The following is a 16,875-nucleotide window of genomic DNA, read 5'->3' on the forward strand; positions in this document are numbered from 1 at the left end:
CGCCTTACAGCGCGATCTCCATCCCGTCGAAGGCCACTTCGATGCCATGGCGCGCCAACTCGGCGCGCTCGGCGCTGTCTTCGTTGAGGATGGGGTTGGTGTTGTTGATGTGGATGAGGATCTTGCGGGTGCTCGCCGGCAGGCGGTCGAGCCATTCGATCATGCCGTCGGGCCCGGACTGCGGCATGTGGCCCATGGCGCGCGAGGTCTTGGCCGAGGCGCCGAGGCGGATCATCTCGTCGTCGGTCCACAGCGTGCCGTCCACCAGCACCACGTCGGCCGCCTGCATGGCCGCCCACACCGCGTCTTCCATCTGCCCCAGGCCGGGCGCGTAAAACAGCCGGCGGCCGCTGCGGGTGTCGGTGATCCTCACGCCGATGTTGTCGCCCGGCTCGGGGCGGTCACGCCGGGGCGAATAAGGCGGCGCGTTGCTGGTCAGCGGCAGCGCGGTGAAGCGCAGGCCGGCGATGGCATCGATTACGAAGTCCTGCCCGAGGGCAATCTCGTGCCAGTCGATGCCGCAATAGTGTTCGAGCACGCCGAACAGCGGGTTGCCGGTGCTCAGATCGTCGCGCACCGGCCGGGTGCACCACAGCGCATGCGGCTGGCGGTGTTCGCGCAGCATGTAGAGGCCGGTGGTGTGGTCGATCTGCGCGTCGATCAGCACGATGGCGGCAATGCCGGTGTCGCGCAGCGCCCGGCCCGGCTGCAGCACCGGGCAGCGCTGGATCTGCGTGAGGATGTCGGGCGAGGCGTTGAACAGCGCCCAGTGTTCGTCGTCGCCGCTGACGATGATCGACGATTGCGTGCGCGCCGTGGCGCGGATACTTCCGCTGCGCAGGCCCGCGCAATTGGGGCAGTTGCAATTCCACTGCGGAAAGCCACCGCCAGCGCCGGCGCCAAGTACGCGTATTTTCATGATGTGTCACCGAGCGGTCCGCGCGCAGCGCCCGCGGACCTCGCCGGGCTTAACGCGTAGCGATGTACATGGTGATCTCGAAGCCGAAGCGGAAGTCGGCGGCGGTCGGGGTTTCCCATTTCATGATGTGTCTCCTGAGGTTGTAGGCGTGTCGCGGCAACTTTGCGCCACGTGAGCCCAGCATGCCGTCCCGCGCCCATCGACACATCCGGGGAATGTGGACTCACGCCTACAGAATTTCATGAGGCGAGCGCGCCCGCCATATCGATGGCGGGTTGAAACCCGCCCTACGGCAGTAAAGACAATCGCGCCGCCACGCACTAGCATGAGCACCATGCCATCGACACCGTCCACACCCCCCGATCCCTGGTCCGTCTTCGCCCTCGACGTCGGCGACGGTCACCAGCTGCACATCGAGCAAAGCGGCGCCGCCGACGGCCTGCCGGTCATCTGCCTGCACGGCGGGCCGGGCAGCAGCATGGCCACCGGGCACCGGCAATTCTTCGACACCACGCGCTACCACATCATCCAGTTCGACCAACGCGGCTGCGGCCGCAGCACCCCGCGCGGCGGCCTCACCCACAACACTACCGCGCACTTGGTCGCCGACATCGAACGCATCCGCCTGCGTCTGGGCATCGACCGCTGGCTGGTCTTCGGCGGCTCCTGGGGCGCCACACTGGCAATGGCCTACGCCGCCGAACACCGCGACACCTGCCTCGGCGTCATTCTGCGCGGCGTCTTCCTCGCATCAAGCGACGACCTGCGCCGCTTCTTCGACGACAGCCACCCTCACGCCCCCGCCATCCACGCCCGCCTCGCCGCCCTCGCCCCCATGGGCGCGCGATCCAAACTCGCCCACTGGCTCCCCGCCACCCTCCTCGCCGCCAATCCGAACGAGCAGGCGGCGCTGACTGTCGCCTGGATGGCCTGGGAAAACGCCCTCGACAACGGCCCCGCCGCCCGCTTCACCCCACCCACCGGCGACACCCTCGCCACCGCCATCGACAAATACCGCGTGCAGGCGCACTACCTGCATCACCACTGCTTTCTGGAAAACGACTGGTGGCGCGATGCTGCCGCAACAATGGCCGGCCTGCCGGTGGCGATCCTGCACGGCACGCAAGACCGCATCTGCCACCCCGACAACGCCCGCGCGGTGCACGCCGCCTGCCCCGGCAGCACGCTGCAGCTGATCGACGGTTGCGGCCACAGCCCGTTTGCACCTGCCATGGCGGCGGCGCTGCAGGAAGCGACACGGCACTTTGCCGACAAGACGGGTTCAGTTTTGGGCGACTCAAACACCTGAGCAAGAACCCGCACACGTCGTTGTGCCCCGTACTCAGACGCCCATTGATCAGCCGACGCCAAGCGGCGGAAGGCGCTTCGCTTTCGCCCTACGCGGACTCAAGGTTTTCTGGCAGGCGTGCTTGTCGTCGAGGCGAACAGATCCCCGCAATCGTCGCAGGCAAAAAACCACGCACCACCCTCACAACGGATCACCCCGGTAGCCGCCGCGCTGATCTGCCAGTCGCACAGGCGCTTGCCCGCCTTCAAGGTGCCCTCGATATGGCACGGCGCGACCGGGTAGTTATCGCTCAGCGTGCGCGCATCGAGCTGGCGTGCGCGTTTGAAAAACGCCTGCGCCTCGGCGTGGGTCAGGTCGACATCGGCAGTGGTGCAGGCCATCGGCTCGGAAGAGGTGAAGTCCTGCACATACACCGCCGACAGGCGGGTCGTATCGAGCGGCGCCGACGTGCTGGCACAAGCGACCGTCAGCAGAGCGACCGCCAGGGCGGTTGCGATCTTCATTGCCATTGCGCGCTCGCCGCCTCGCGTTGAGAAAATGTCATGTGCCAAACGGCCACCCGTCCAATTCAAACCGGTGTATTGCGCCGTGGCGCCCACGCCCCCAGACCCGCACCAACCGACACCACCAGAATACCGACCCCGGCCAGCAGCGAGATCGGTTCGTCCAGCAGCGCATAGGCGCCAATGGCGGACACCGCCGGCACCAGTGCCAGCGCCATCGAGGCGCGGCTGGCGCCGAGCCGCGCAGTGGCATAGGCATACATGCCGGCAGCCAGCAGCGCGGCCACCATGCCCTGATAGACGCCTTGCAGCACGAGGTCCCCCCAGCCGGCCGACTGGATCGTCTTGGGCAGCCAGAGCACATAGATCGGCAGGTAGATCGCTGCCGACATCCCGGCAATACCGACCACGGCATTGCGCGCGCCCGGCTGCCAGCGCCGCACCAGCAGGCCGAAGATCGCCCACGAGGCCGCCGCGCACAAAAACAGCACATCGCCCAGCCACTGCCCGGGCTCCAAGGGCGCAAACAGGCTCTCGGCGCTGATCAGCACCAGCCCCGTAGTCGTCAGCACGAGCGACACCACGACCTTGCGCGAGCGCTGCAGCCCGGTGGTCAGCGCCAGCAGCACCGCCGTCCAGAACGGAATGCCACCATTGACGAACACCCCCGCATGCGTGCTCGGCGCGAGCGCAAAGCCCGAGTAGGCGAACAGCGCATAGCCCAGGCCGCCAAAGAGCGCCAGCGTGAAGTAGCGCGGATAGTGCGCCACCGGAATGTCGCGGATGAAAAACGGCAGCGCCAGCGTGGCCGACACCGCGTAGCGCAGGGCCGCCATGTCGTACGGCGTAAACGCCCCCGTGCTGCCAAAGCGCGACACGATGTTGAACCCCGACCAGCACAACACCACCACCGCCGCCGCGGCCACGCCCTTCCAGGCATCGGCGGCGCTCACGGCGGGGTCGTCGGCTACACCGGGGCGATGTTCGGGCGGTTGTGCCGTCGCTTGCGAAGCCCGGGTCATTGCCGCAGCTCCGTGTCGTCAGCGATAGCTGCAACGGTATTCGACGCCGCGCGCACAGCCATGCAAAGAATCGACGACATCGCCAGCGTGGGACGATGAAAGCACGGCCTGCAGGCGCGGACCGGGGCGGTGTTGCAGAAGAGCATGACGCGTCTCTGTGGTGTGCCTGAGCATCCGGGCGGTTCAACGGCCCGGCCTGCTGCCAGGCGCAACCTACGCGCGGCGCATCCGGGGACACTGCGAGTAGATCACGCCACCAGGGGCAACGACAGGCTCAGTCTGTTCGAGTTTTTGGCAAAACAGTTCGGGGGGACGTGCATGAGGCCATGCGAACGCTGGATTTCAGGTGCTGATATCGATGAACCCAACGCGGACGCCCGTGCCCCGACATCCGCGTGCTGACGAATCGCCTGATCGTACCGACACCCGTTGAATTCAGCTTCTGGAACGAGGCCCTCAAGTAGTGGAGGTAAGCCGGCCTTTCGGCACTTGGCCCTGCATACCTACAACGTGAACCAATGCGCCTCTTCCGCCGCCTACTGGCTACTCGAAGCTTGCGCCAGCCTCACCGGAACAGGCTTCAGCTGAAGGTTCTTCAGTTTCTCTAGGAATGCGGCGTCCTGGATGACCGGCGCCTTGACGATTTTCCCGACCTCAGCATTGATCAAAGTCGCAATCAAAACGCCTCCAATCAAGCCGCCTGCGGCTCCTGTAGATGCTGCCTGTCCATAGCTCAATGCGCTTTTCGACGTAACACTGCGCCCCACCACCCCACCAACAGCACCGCCGATGGCACCTCCCACTGCGAAGGACACTACGTCCACTTTGGCACTAACCGGGTCGCCAATAAGCACGGCCGTACTACAGTCGGCCTCCCCCGGAGGTACCACGGCGGGAACATCACCCACCGTAGAGTATCGGTAGATCGTCGGGGCCATCGACGCATCCTTCGGCAAGTAAATCCCGCCATCCATGGTGCGACCCATACCAGGAAATCCTTCACCCTTTTCACCGATGACAGAGTATCCACCTTGCGGCGCACGGTAGTACGTCCCGCCTTCATCCCTATACTCGGAAACGTACGGCCCGCGCTCCAGCTTTGTTGTCCAGGTAAATCCGACCCCAAACTTGCCCGTAGAAGAAATGGCTTCCGGCAGATACACGCACGTCGAATTTTCGGGCGTCGCCAGATCAGTTGGCTTGATGACAGTGGCGCATCCACTGATGATCGTTGTCGCACCGAAGGCCAAAAAGGCAGCAAACTTCATCATTGATTCCTTGTGATCACGAAAAACAGGGAGATCGACTATCGGATTCAGGTCCGAAAATCCATCGTTTGCAAAGGCATACTGGCAAGAAGTCATGTTCCGCTGAAAGCAGGACATGGCTTTCCAAAATCATATCCTGACAACATTTACAAGCATGCTTTTTGGGCGATCAGTTGGTGAAATTTTTCTCACGCGGGGAGGCGGTGCCCTGAACAGCACGGCAACTTGCCAGTGAACGACTGATTGTCATGGAGCCCCCTCAAAACCGCCCCCGAAAATGCCACTCCCCCGGCATCACATCATTCACCACAGCCGCCCGTGTCGCGGCATCCACCCGTTGATCATCCGCGTCATACAGCCCGCACAGTCGTAACGCACGCCGCACATCAATCGTCTGGCCGAGAAACTCGTACACCACCCGCGCGCAGCACGGCATGCGTTCGCCGCTGCCGGAGACGCCGAGCTTGAGGCCGGTGAGGCGGGTGACGCGGTTCTTGAAGGAGGGGAAGAGGATCGTCTGCGTCATTTCCAGGCCGGTGAGCGATTCGTAGTCGGCCAGGAAGATGCGATCGGTGAGGAAGTGGGCCATGCCGAGGTAGATGCCGTGGTAGGCCTTTTCGTGCGGGTGCTCGACGAGGCGTTCGGTGCGCTGGTAATAGACGCGGCCGCCATGTTGCTCCAGGCACACCAGGGTGCGCAGGATCTTGCCGGGGCAGGCCATCGAGCGGTAGGTCTCGAAGTAGTAGCCGAGGTATTTGTCGAGTCCGGCGGTGCCGATGGCCTTGAGCTGGGCGAGGTGGGGGGCTTCGGGTGCAGCGGGCTCGGGCGCGGGGGTGTGGCGCGGGCGCACTTGCACCAGGCGTTCGAACTGGGCGCTGGGCAGCAGGATCTCGTGTTCGTCGACGCCGAAGAATTCGCAGAAGCGCCGCAGGGTGTTGGCCGAGGGGCGGTAGCGGCCGCTGAGGTAGCGGTTGAACTGGGGGCGGTTCACATTGAGCCGCCGGCAGACTTCGGCAATGGATTTGTAGTAGCTGCACAGCAAGCGCAGGTTGCGCGCGAAATCATCGTGCATGAGGGACTCCCGGGGCGGATACGTGCCCGTCATCGACTGCATCTGGCGCAGTATGGCGCAGTTTGCGCGCCAATGCGCAACGTTTTGACCCACTCCGTCAAATTGTCGTGTGGCCCATCGCTTGTTGAAATGGGCTTGCCGTCCGGCATGAAAAACACAACAGCGGCTGCAGCCGCAGATGGAGACCTGCCATGCACACAACCCTATTTTCTTTGCCCTGCACGACCGCCCGCCGACTGACCGTTTGCGGAGGGCCGCGTCATGCTTGATCTGCTCAACGACCTCTTGTGGGGCAAAGTGCTGATCGTGGTGCTGATCGGCCTCGGCCTGTGGTTCACCATCGGTTCGCGCTTCGTGCAGTTCCGCTATTTCGGCCGCATGTTCCGCATCCTCGGGGCCAATCAGGCTTTTTCGAAGGACAAGCACGGTCACCTGAGTTCGTTCCAGGCGCTGATGCTGTCGGTAGCCGGCCGCGTGGGCGGCGGCAACATTGCCGGCGTGGCGGTGGCGATCACGCTCGGCGGGCCGGGCGCGATCTTCTGGATGTGGGTGGTGGGCCTGATCGGCATGGCCACCAGCTACTTTGAATGCACGCTGGCGCAGGCCTACAAGAAGGCCGAGCCCGACGGCACCTACCGCGGCGGCCCGGCGCACTACATCGCCCGCGGCATGGGCGCCAAGTGGGGCTGGCTGGCGGCGGTGTATTCGGTGCTGCTGCTGATGACCTTCGGTTTCGGCTTCACGGCGCTGCAGTCGTATGCGGTGGCCACTTCGTTCGAAGACGCTTTCGGCATTCCGGTGCTGGCCACCGGTGCGGTGCTGGCGGTGGTGATCGGGGTGATCCTGTTCGGCGGCGTCAAGCGTATTGCCAAGGTGGCCGAGGTGCTGGTGCCGGTGATGGCGGTGGGCTACCTGCTGATCGCGGTGGCGGTGATCGTGCTCAACATCGAGCAGATCCCGGGCGTGATCGCGCTTATCGTGAAGAGCGCCTTCGGCCTGGAGCCGGCCATCGGCGGCGGTATCGGCGCGGCCATTTTGATGGGCGTGAAGCGCGGCCTGTTCTCCAACGAGGCCGGCCTGGGCAGCGCGCCCAACGTGGCGGCCGTGGCCTATGTGCCGCACCCGGCCAACCAGGGCATCGTGCAGGCGTTTTCGGTGTTTATCGACACGCTGATCCTGTGCTCCTGCACCGCCTTCATCATCCTGCTGGGCACGGTGTATCAGCCGGGCGTTGCCACCGACATCGGCGGCGTGGCGCTCACGCAGGCCTCGCTGGCCAGCCATGTGGGCGAGTGGGGGCGCATCTTCGTAAGCATCGCGCTGATGCTGTTCGGCTTCACCACCATCATCTACAACTGCTACCTGGGCGAGAACAGCCTGAGCTACTTCAGCGACCAGAACCGTCCGCTGACCACGACCTACCGCCTGGTGGCCGTCGGCCTGTGCGGCTGGGGCGGCACTACCGACCTGGGCACGGTGTTTGCCTTTGCCGACGTGACCATGGGCTTCCTCGCCCTGGCCAACCTGCTGGCGCTGGCGATGCTGTTCAAGCCGGGGCTGCGCATCATGCGCGACTACGACGAGCAGATCGCCGCGGGCATCGAAGAACCGGTGTTCGACGCCAAGCGCTTCGCCGATCTGGACATCGACCCCGAGGCCTGGGAGATCGAGCCCGAAGACCTCGCACGCAACACCAAGGCCCGCCTGCAACCGGCCTGAGCTTCACCCCTGACACCCCGGGGCCGCACCGGCCCCGGGGCCCTCTCCGACTTCACGGATAGACCCCCATGACAACCCGCATCGAACACGACCTGCTTGGCGACATGGCCCTGCCGGCCGACACCTGGTACGGCGTGCAGACCCAGCGCGCGGTCGACAACTTTGCCCTCACCGGCGTGCCGATCAGCCACTTCCCGCACTTCATCAACGCCTTGGCGATGGTCAAGGCCGCCGCGGCCAGCGCCAATCGCGACCTCGGCCTGCTCGCCCCGCACAAGGCGGCGGCCATCCTTTCGGCCTGCGAAGAGATCACCGACGGCCGACTGCACGCCGCTTTTGTGGTTGACCTGATCCAGGGCGGCGCCGGCACCTCGACCAACATGAATGCCAACGAGGTGATCGCCAACCTCGCGCTGGAGCAACTCGGCCACCCCAAGGGCGCCTACGAGTACCTGCACCCCAACGACGATGTGAACAAGTCGCAGTCGACCAACGACGCCTACCCCACCGCGGTGTGCGTCGGCCTGCAACTGGCCACCGAGCCGCTGATCGCCGCCATCGCCAGCCTCAAGGCCGCGCTCGAAGCCAAGGGCCGCGAGTTTGCCGACGTGCTGAAGATGGGCCGCACGCAACTGCAAGACGCCGTGCCAATGACGCTGGGCCAAGAGTTCGACGCCTTTGCGGTCACGCTCGGCGAAGACATCGAGCGGCTCAACGATGTGTGCCGTCTGCTGTGCGAAGTGAACCTCGGCGGCACGGCCATCGGCACCGGCATCAACACCCACCCCGACTACGCGGCGCTGGCGGTACGCTATCTGGCCGAGATTTCCGGCAAGCCGATCGTGCCGGCAGCCAACCTGGTCGAGGCCACCTCCGACATGGGCGCCTTCGTGCTGTTCTCGGGCGTGCTCAAGCGCCTGGCGGTCAAACTCTCCAAGATCGCCAACGACCTGCGCCTGCTCTCCAGCGGCCCGCGCACCGGCCTGGGCGAGATCCACCTGCCGCCGATGCAGCCGGGCTCGTCGATCATGCCGGGCAAGGTCAATCCGGTGATCCCCGAGGCGGTCAATCAGGTAGCCTACCAGGTCATCGGCAACGATCTGGCCGTCACCATGGCCGCCGAAGCCGGCCAGCTGCAGCTCAACGCCATGGAGCCGCTGATCGTCTACAACCTGCTCAACTCGCTCAAGATGCTCGGCGCGGCCTGCCACATGTTCGAAACGCGCTGCATCCGCGGCATTCGCGCCGACCGCGAACAGTGCCAGGCGCATGTGGACCGCAGCATCGGCGTGATCACCGCGCTGGTGCCGCACATCGGCTATGCCAACGCCTCGCGCATCGCCGCGCAGGCGCTCCACAGCGGTGCCACGGTGCGCGAGCTGGTGATCGGCGAAGGCCTGCTCAGCACCGCGCAGCTCGACCTGCTGCTCAGCCCGCAATCGATGCTCGCGCCGCAGCGCGCCGCCTGATGAACGCGCGCGTGCTGATCCTCCACACCGGGGGCACCATCGGCATGACCGGCTCGCCCGACGGCCTGCGGCCGATGGCCGGCTTCGGCGCGGCGCTCGGCGCACAGTTGCAGGCGACGGGCGCGCCGGATTGCGACATTGTCGAGCTGGCGCCGCTGATCGACAGCGCCAACCTGCAGCCGGCGCACTGGCGCCACATCGCCGACGCGCTGCTCAGCCGCTGGGACGACTACGCCGGCTTCGTGGTGCTGCACGGCACCGACACCATGGCGTGGAGCGCCTCGGCGCTGTCCTTCATGCTGCGCGGCGCCGACAAACCGGTGATCTTCACCGGCGCGCAGATCCCGCTGCTGCTGCCGCGCAGCGACGCCGCCGGCCACCTGCGCGCCGCGCTGGAGATCGCCGCCGCCGGCACGGTGCGCGAAGTCGGCCTGCTGTTCGGCCAGCGCCTGCTGCGCGGCAACCGCAGCCGCAAGCTCAAGAGCGTCGCCTTCGACGCCTTCGACTCGCCCAACTGCCTACCGCTGGCCGACATCGGCATCGACATCACCGTCCACCCCGAGCGCCTGCTGGCGCCGACCGAACGCCGCTTCACACTGCCGGCGTTCGATGCCGAAGCGGTGGCGGTGCTGCCGATCTGGCCGGGGCTGCCGGCGCGGGTGGTCGACGCCCTGCTCGAATCCCCCGCCGTGCGCGGCCTGATCCTCGCCAGCTACGGCGTGGGCAACGTGCCCGACGCCGACGCCGCGCTGATCGACACCCTGGCCCGCGCCGTGGACCGCGGCGTGGTGGTGCTCAACACCAGCCAATGCCCGGTCGGCCCGGTGGCTCAGGGCGCCTACGCCACCGGCGCGGTGCTCAACCGCATCGGTGTGGTACCGGGCGGCGACATGACGCCCGAAGCCGCCTTTGCCAAGCTGCATGTGCTGCTGGCCGACGGCGGTGACGCCGCGGCCGTGCGCGCGCAGCTCGGCCGGCCGCTGTGCGGGGAGATGTCGTAAGGCCGGATTCATCCGGCCACACCGCCACGCCTACAACACCACCGTCGCCAACCCCAGAAAGGCGAAAAAGCCGATCACATCGGTGACGGTGGTGAGGATCACCCCGCCAGCCAGCGCCGGATCGATGCCCATGCGGTCGAGCACCAAGGGCACAATGAGGCCGGCCAGGGCGGCGAAGAGCAGGTTGATGAGGATGGCGGCGCCGATGACGCCGCCGATCTGCCAGTCGCCAAACCACGCCACCGCCAGCCCGGCGACCACCACCGCCCACACCACGCCGTTGAGCGCAGCGATGCCCATCTCCTTGCTCAGCAGCGCGCGCGCGTTGCCCCCCGCCACCTGACCGAGTGCCATGCCGCGGATCACCAGCGTGAGCGTCTGGCTGCCGGCGATGCCGCCCATGCTGGCGACGATGGGCATGAGCACGGCGAGCGCAACGACGCGCTCCAAGGTGGTCTGGAACAGGCCAATCACCCAGGCGGCAAGAAAGGCGGTGACAAGGTTGATGCCCAGCCACACGGCGCGACGCCGCGAGCTGGTGAGCACGGGGGCGAAAATGTCGGCTTCCTGGTCGAGACCGGCCATGTTCATCATGGCGCGCTCGGAGCTTTCGCGGATCTGGTCGACCACGTCATCGACGGTGATCCGCCCGATCAGGTTGTTCTGCGCGTCAACCACCGGCGCGGAGAGCAGGTCGAGATCCTGGAACAGGCGGGCCACTTCGTCGTCCGGCATGTCGACCGGAATGGCCGGGATCTCGGTGTCCATGATGTCGGCCACCCGCCGCTCGGGCTGCACGGTGACCAGCGTGCTGAGGCGCAGCGCGCCCTGATAGACGCCTTTACGGTCGGCCACCATCAGCTTGTCGGTCTGCACCGGCAGGGTCTTGAGCAGGCGCAGATAGCCGAGCACCGTTTGCACCTTGACGTCGGGGCGCACCGAGATGTGGTCGGTGTTCATCAAACCGCCGGCGGAGTCCTCCGGATAGGAGAGCATCGACACCAGCTTTTCACGGTGGCGCTCATCGGTGGCCTGCAGCACCTGCCGGCCCACCTCTTCAGGCAGAGCCTGGATCAAGTCGACCAGGTCATCGAGATCGAGCCGGCGCACCGCGATCACCAGATCTTCGGGATCCATCTCCATCGCCAGCGACGCACAGCTTTCGTCATGCAGGTAGCTCAGGACTTTGCCCGCGCGGTCGGTCTCGACCATGCTCCAGGCGTCGACCCGCTCTTTGGGCGGCAAGGATTCGAGCAGCCCGGCGACCTTGGCCGGATGCATGGCATGCAGAATCTTGCCGACCCGCTTGAGCTTGCCCAGTGCCAGCGCTTCACGCACTTCGCGCATCTGGGTGCTGGCGTGATGCGCTTCGCTGGCCGCGGCCGCTTCCTCTTCGGTGGATATCGACTCGCCGGATTCGCTATGCAGTTGGCGCGCCAACTCTGGCGTCAGGTGCGCGAGAATCCGCCCCTCATGTGCGGCGTCGACCTGCTGCCACACTGACAACCGCAGCGCGTCGTCCAGGGTTTCGATCAGGCTGGCGATCTTGGCCGGATGCATGTGCCGCAGGCGCTTGCGAACCCGCTTGTACTTGCCCGTCTCGAGCGCATCGATGATCTGGGCGATCTCCGTGCGCACGCTGTCCATCGCCTGATCGGTCATACCGTCGCCTGTTATTCGCTAGATTCGTCCATTGCGCCGGGATGGCGCAGTTCAACATTGTGACACGTCAGGAAGACAAGGCTGAGCCCCTCGCCACTCACCCGGGTGCCACATGCCGTGTGGCACGATAGAAACCCAACACCCGCTCGACGTACTCTCGGGTTTCGGGATAGGGCGGCACACCGCCGTAGCGCATCACCACCCCTTCGCCGGCGTTGTAGGCTGCCGCCGTGCGGGCGATGTCACCCTCGAATTTATCGAGCAACCAGCGCAGATAGGCCAGGCCGCCGCGAATGTTTTGCTCGGGGTCGAAGGCGTCGACAACATCGAATCGCTTGGCGGTTTCGGGAATGAGCTGCATCAGGCCCATGGCGTTCCTGGGCGAGCGTGCGCTGGGGTCGAAGCCCGACTCATTGCGCACGATGGCCAGCGCAAAGCGCGGATCGACACCAAAGCGTGGCGCGAGGCGCTGCACCATCTGCGCATGCGAACGCCGACCGACCGGCAGCGCGGCGACATAGCGCTGGACTTCATGCCGCGAAATGACACGACCAAGCGTCTTGATGACGGCAAGATCGAGCGGCTGCTCGAAGCAGGCCGGGGTGTCGATGCGGCCGGGCGCCCGCCCGGCGAGACGTCTTTGCGCCGCAAGATGACCGCGCTGCGCGGCAAAAGAGAGCAAGGTGGTCGCCACCGTGGATCCCACCCCTGGCCGCGGATGGGTCTGATAGAACCTACCGAGGCGATATTGCCCCTCGACGCTGCCAAGCCGCGCCGCCCAGCAATAGCGCGCCTCGGCACCCGCCGCAAAACCCACCGCCTCGGCGGCGATGCCATCGTCGAGCAGCCGGGCAATGACCGGCGCCTCGTCGGGGAAGAGGCTGCCGCTCTCGGCGTGCGCCACAAGCGGCATCAACACCACGACCGACAGCACGCACAACAGCACGCGAGGATTCAGTTTCGCCAGAATCATGGGGGACAAACTACCTCAAACACACGGCGGCTTCCGTGACACCTGTATTGATAACGTCCCGGCAGCGCAGCAAGTTTAGGCCGGCCGTGACATCCGCACGCCGGTCGGCCGGTGGTGCGTGCCGACAACCGGCTAGAATCTGTCCGTCCTTATCCGTCGTTGTTGCGCCGATGCCGCCCAGCCAATTGCTGTTCGAGATCCCCAGCCCCTTCATGACCGAACCGGGGCGTGTGTTGCTGCTCGAACCTCCGACGGCCGATCCCGTCGCACTCAGCGAGCAACTGCGCGACGACCGCTACACCCGCCCCTTCGTCGTCGACGACGGCGAGCACCTCACCCTGTATTTCACGCTGCGCCTGATCCAGAGCGCGATGCGCACGCGCTCGCCCAACACGCTGGCCCTGCGTTACACCCAGCAGATGATGCTGTTCATGGTGTTCATGCCGCGGCCGCAACGCATCGCGCTGATTGGCCTGGGCGGCGGCTCGATCGTCAAATTCTGCCGCCAGCACCTGCCCACGACGCACTTCACCGCCATCGAGCTCGACCCCGACGTGATCGCCCTGCGCGACACCTTCCGGGTGCCGCCAGACGATGCGCATCTGCAGGTGCTTCAGACCGACGGCGCCGACTACCTGGCACATGCCGAGGCGGGCGTCGACGTGCTGCTGGTCGATGCCTTCAACGCCACGGGCTACGCGCCCACGCTGGGCAACCGGGTGTTTTTTGAAAACGCGGCGGAAAAACTGTCGGCGCGCGGCTTGCTGGTCATCAACCTGGCCGGCGAGCAATCGCTCTACGGGGGGCTGATCGGCACGGCGCTCGACGTCTTCGATGACCGCGTGATCGTTCTACCGGTTCACGACGACGGCAACCATCTGCTGTTCGCGTTCAATGATCGGGCCTTTCGCCCCGACTGGCGCCGGCTGCGCAAACTGGCGCTGCAATGGCAAGACCGCTGTCAGCTCGATTTTCCGGACTTTGTTGACCAGCTCGAGCGCGCCGCCAAGCTGCGTCTGGCGCAGCGCGCGTTTCATCACGGCCGCTGAGCGGCCTGACCCGCGCCATCAACGACACCGCATCGGCCCTGTTCGACCGCACTCGCCTCGGCACGCTGCGCGGTATTGATGACGCCTGTCGCCGGGCTCGTGAAGTACGTGATGCCATCGTCGTCTTCCGCATTGGCAGCATCGACCCGCCCGGTCCGGCTTCGGTTAACATTGCGCATCCCCCTCTTATCCGGAGCACGCTTCCATGGCCGGTTCGCCCGCCCTGCCCGACCACCGCCTGCGCACCATCTGCGATCCCGCCAGTTTTCCTTTCGACACCACAGAGCAACTCACCGGCCTGCCCGACGCCACCGTGTCGCTCGGCCAGGGCCGGGCCGAAGAAGCGCTACGCTTTGCACTGGCCATGCACCAACCCGGTTACCACGTGTTTGTGCTCGGTGCACACGGCAGCGGCCGTCATGCCATCGTCAACCGGCTGCTCAAGGAACACGCCGCCACCCGTGCCGTGCCGCCCGACCTGTGCTACCTGCACAACTTCGACGATCCGCAGCGCCCGCAACTGCTCAGCCTGCCCGCTGGTCGCGGCGCGCAGCTGCGCACCGACATGCAGACCCTGATCCGCGAGCTCGGCCCGGCCATTGACGACGCACTCGACAGCGAAACCCACGAAGGCCGCGTCTCCGCCCTGCAAGAAGCGCACAAGGCGCGTGAAGAAGGCGCGCTACGCGAACTGGGCGAGCAATGCCACGCCGACGGACTCGCTTTTTTGCGCACCGCCGAGGGCTTTGTGTTTGCACCCACCGTCGATGGCGAACCGATGACGCCGGAGCTCTTCGAAGCCCAGCCCAAGGACGCGCAGGCCGCGGTCGAGAAGAAAGTCGGCGACTGGAGCGACCGCCTCGCCGACCTGCTCGACGAATTCCCCAGCTGGCGCCAGGAGCTGCGCGACGCCATCGACCGTGCCGAGCGCGAGGTGCTCGGCCCCGCCGTGGCGCTGCTGCTGCGCCCGCTGCGCGAAAAATACGCCGACCTGCCGCAGGTGCAGGCCTTCTTCGACGCCATCCGCAAGGATCTGCTCGACTCCGGCGCCAACTGGATCAGCCCCGGCGAGGAGGAGGAAGACACCCCCGCCGAAGACGGCAGCCGCTTCCACCGCTACCAGATCAAGCTGCTGGTCGACCATGCCGCCACCGAGGGCGCGCCGGTGGTGCACGAGACCAACGCCGGCTTCGGCAACCTGATCGGCCGCATTGAACATGTGACCCAGATGGGCAACGTGGTCACTCACTACAACCTGATCCGCGCCGGCGCGCTGCACCGCGCCAGCGGCGGTTACCTGATCCTCGACGCCGACCGCATGTTTGCCCAGCCCTATGCCTGGGAGGGCCTCAAGCGTGCGCTGCGCAGCGGCGAGATCCGCATCGAACCGCCGGCCGAGGCGCAAAGCTGGTCAGGCTCGTTGAGCCTGGAGCCTGAGCCGGCGCCCTGTGCGCTCAAGGTGGTGATGATCGGCGACCGCGACACCTTTTATCTGCTGACCGATCATGACCCCGAGTTTGGCGAACTGTTCAAGGTGGCGGCCGACTTTGACGACGACCTGCCGCGCACGCCCGACAACGAACAACGCTACGCCCGACTACTGACCACGCTGGCGCGCAATGCCGAGCTGCTGCCGCTCGACCGCGGCGCCATGGCACGGCTGGTGGAAGAAGGCGCCCGGCTGGCCGAAGCCGCCGACCGCCTCACCCTGCACACCCGCCTGATCTCCGACATCATGCGCGAGGCCGACCACTTTGCCCGCGGTGAAGCGGCCCCGGCGATCGGTCGCGAACACATCGACACCGCCCTGGCCGCCAGCGCCCGGCGCATGGCGCGCTACCCCGACCAGGTGCGCCAGTCGATCATCGAAGGCACCACGCTGATCTCCACCGCCGGCGAGCGCGCCGGCCAGGTCAATGGTCTGGTGGTGGTATCGCTGGCCGGCCAGCATTTCGGCCACCCGGTGCGCATCACCGCCACCGCCCGCGTGGGCGAGGGCGACGTGGTCGACATCGAACGCGAAACCGATCTGGGCGGCGCGATCCACTCCAAGGGCGTGCTCATCCTCACCGCCTTTCTGGCCGCGCGCTACGCCCGCCACCAGCCGCTGTCACTCACCGCCAGCCTGGTGTTCGAGCAGTCCTACGCACCGGTCGAAGGCGACTCGGCCTCGCTGGGCGAGCTGTGCGCGCTGCTGTCGGCGCTGGCGCAGGTGCCCATCCGCCAGAATCTGGCCGTCACCGGCTCGGTGAACCAGTTTGGCGAGGTGCAGGCCATTGGCGGGGTGAACGAAAAGATCGAAGGCTATTTCGACCTGTGCCTGGCGCAGGGCCTGACCGGCGACCAGGGCGTGGTGATTCCCGCGCCCAACGTGCGCCACCTGATGCTGCGCGAAGACGTGGTGGCCGCCGCCCGCGAAGGGCGCTTCCATATCCACGCGGTGACCACCGTCGACCAGGCCATGCAGATCCTCACCGGCCTGGCCGCCGGCGCCCCCGACAGCAAAGGCGCCATGCCGCGCAACAGCATCAACTACAAAGTGGCTGCCGCATTGGCCGACATGGCCGCCCGCCGCCACGCCAGCCCGGACGAGAACAGTCGCATTTCACGCCATCGCGGGCGCGGTGTGGCACGTCAGCGCGACATCACCGCCGGCGATTGAGGCCGATTCCCGCAGGGTGGGCGGCTTGCCGCCCACCAAATCCGGCCGATACCTTCGTGCCCGCCTGCCGACGCATCCAGCACCGACGGTGGGCAGTCGAGTAGGTTGGGTCGTGCGTAGCGAAGCCCAACAGGTAATGCCCCAGAGAGCCGCGTTGTTGCGTTGGGCTTCGCGTTGCTCAACCCAACCTACGCCCGTGCGGTGATGGTGGGCTGCCCCGCCCGACGGCCCGAATCACGTAGGGCGG

General features: G+C 66.2%; 15 protein-coding genes. 6 read left to right on the forward strand and 9 right to left on the reverse strand.

Going from position 1 to position 16,875, the window contains the following annotated elements; translation table 11 throughout:
• Positions 1-4 precede the first annotated feature (4 nt).
• Entirely contained in the window at positions 5-919 is a 915-nt protein-coding gene (pqqB, locus tag FHP91_RS19185; RefSeq protein ID WP_144311115.1) for a pyrroloquinoline quinone biosynthesis protein PqqB, read from the reverse strand.
• A gap of 49 nt (positions 920-968) precedes the next feature.
• Positions 969-1,103 carry a pyrroloquinoline quinone precursor peptide PqqA gene (gene pqqA, locus FHP91_RS21530; protein WP_246116376.1) on the reverse strand — a complete coding sequence of 45 codons (135 nt, stop codon included), beginning with the start codon at positions 1,101-1,103 and terminating at the stop codon, positions 969-971.
• A 141-nt stretch (positions 1,104-1,244) separates the two neighbouring features.
• On the opposite strand from pqqA, the gene FHP91_RS19195 reads away from it, so the two are divergent.
• Positions 1,245-2,228: an alpha/beta fold hydrolase gene (locus FHP91_RS19195; protein ID WP_246116377.1), complete on the forward strand. Its 984-nt coding sequence runs from the start codon at positions 1,245-1,247 to the stop codon at positions 2,226-2,228.
• 98 nt (positions 2,229-2,326) lie between these two features.
• Here FHP91_RS19195 and FHP91_RS19200 read toward each other — a convergent pair whose 3' ends face one another.
• The 4 genes from FHP91_RS19200 to FHP91_RS19215 all read right to left on the reverse strand — a co-directional run bounded on the left by FHP91_RS19200 (position 2,327) and on the right by FHP91_RS19215 (position 6,093).
• On the reverse strand, positions 2,327-2,737 hold the full coding sequence (locus FHP91_RS19200; RefSeq protein WP_246116378.1) for a hypothetical protein: 411 nt from the start codon (positions 2,735-2,737) through the stop codon (positions 2,327-2,329).
• Positions 2,738-2,796: 59 nt separating this feature from the next.
• Positions 2,797-3,753, reverse strand: coding sequence for a DMT family transporter (locus FHP91_RS19205; RefSeq protein WP_144311116.1), 957 nt, complete (start codon positions 3,751-3,753; stop codon positions 2,797-2,799).
• A gap of 536 nt (positions 3,754-4,289) precedes the next feature.
• The gene (locus FHP91_RS19210; protein ID WP_144311117.1) at positions 4,290-5,138 is read right to left on the reverse strand and encodes a hypothetical protein; all 849 of its coding nucleotides are present in this window, start codon (positions 5,136-5,138) and stop codon (positions 4,290-4,292) included.
• A 142-nt stretch (positions 5,139-5,280) separates the two neighbouring features.
• Positions 5,281-6,093 (reverse strand): helix-turn-helix domain-containing protein, encoded by an 813-nt coding sequence (locus tag FHP91_RS19215; RefSeq protein WP_144311118.1) that lies wholly within the window; start codon positions 6,091-6,093, stop codon positions 5,281-5,283.
• 261 nt (positions 6,094-6,354) lie between these two features.
• On the opposite strand from FHP91_RS19215, the gene FHP91_RS19220 reads away from it, so the two are divergent.
• The 3 genes from FHP91_RS19220 to FHP91_RS19230 all read left to right on the forward strand — a co-directional run bounded on the left by FHP91_RS19220 (position 6,355) and on the right by FHP91_RS19230 (position 10,282).
• Entirely contained in the window at positions 6,355-7,812 is a 1,458-nt protein-coding gene (locus tag FHP91_RS19220) for an alanine/glycine:cation symporter family protein (RefSeq protein WP_144311119.1), read from the forward strand.
• A 68-nt stretch (positions 7,813-7,880) separates the two neighbouring features.
• A complete protein-coding gene (locus FHP91_RS19225; RefSeq protein WP_144311120.1) occupies positions 7,881-9,281 on the forward strand; it encodes an aspartate ammonia-lyase in 1,401 nt (466 codons plus the stop codon).
• Positions 9,281-10,282, forward strand: a complete 1,002-nt coding sequence (locus FHP91_RS19230; protein WP_144311121.1) for an asparaginase — start codon at positions 9,281-9,283, stop codon at positions 10,280-10,282. Before FHP91_RS19225 ends, FHP91_RS19230 begins: the two co-directional genes overlap by 1 nt.
• Before the next feature lie 30 nt (positions 10,283-10,312).
• Here the strand turns inward: FHP91_RS19230 and mgtE are convergent, their stop codons facing one another.
• Both mgtE and FHP91_RS19240 read right to left on the reverse strand, forming a co-directional pair.
• Positions 10,313-11,944, reverse strand: coding sequence for a magnesium transporter (mgtE, locus tag FHP91_RS19235; RefSeq protein ID WP_186301644.1), 1,632 nt, complete (start codon positions 11,942-11,944; stop codon positions 10,313-10,315).
• A gap of 97 nt (positions 11,945-12,041) precedes the next feature.
• Positions 12,042-12,917, reverse strand: a complete 876-nt coding sequence (locus FHP91_RS19240; protein WP_186301645.1) for a lytic transglycosylase domain-containing protein — start codon at positions 12,915-12,917, stop codon at positions 12,042-12,044.
• A 170-nt stretch (positions 12,918-13,087) separates the two neighbouring features.
• On the opposite strand from FHP91_RS19240, the gene FHP91_RS19245 reads away from it, so the two are divergent.
• Positions 13,088-13,966 carry a spermine/spermidine synthase domain-containing protein gene (locus FHP91_RS19245; RefSeq protein ID WP_144311122.1) on the forward strand — a complete coding sequence of 293 codons (879 nt, stop codon included), beginning with the start codon at positions 13,088-13,090 and terminating at the stop codon, positions 13,964-13,966.
• Here the strand turns inward: FHP91_RS19245 and FHP91_RS19250 are convergent.
• Entirely contained in the window at positions 13,954-14,145 is a 192-nt protein-coding gene (locus FHP91_RS19250) for a hypothetical protein (RefSeq protein WP_144311123.1), read from the reverse strand. The two genes, FHP91_RS19245 and FHP91_RS19250, sit on opposite strands and share 13 nt — an antisense overlap.
• A 26-nt stretch (positions 14,146-14,171) precedes the next feature.
• Between FHP91_RS19250 and FHP91_RS19255 the strand changes: the two genes are divergently transcribed.
• Entirely contained in the window at positions 14,172-16,628 is a 2,457-nt protein-coding gene (locus FHP91_RS19255; RefSeq protein WP_144311124.1) for a Lon protease family protein, read from the forward strand.
• The last annotated feature ends 247 nt before the right edge of the window (positions 16,629-16,875 follow it).

Origin of the sequence: Denitromonas halophila, assembly GCF_007625155.1 — a bacterium.
Taxonomy (GTDB): Bacteria; Pseudomonadota; Gammaproteobacteria; order Burkholderiales; family Rhodocyclaceae; genus Nitrogeniibacter; species Nitrogeniibacter halophilus.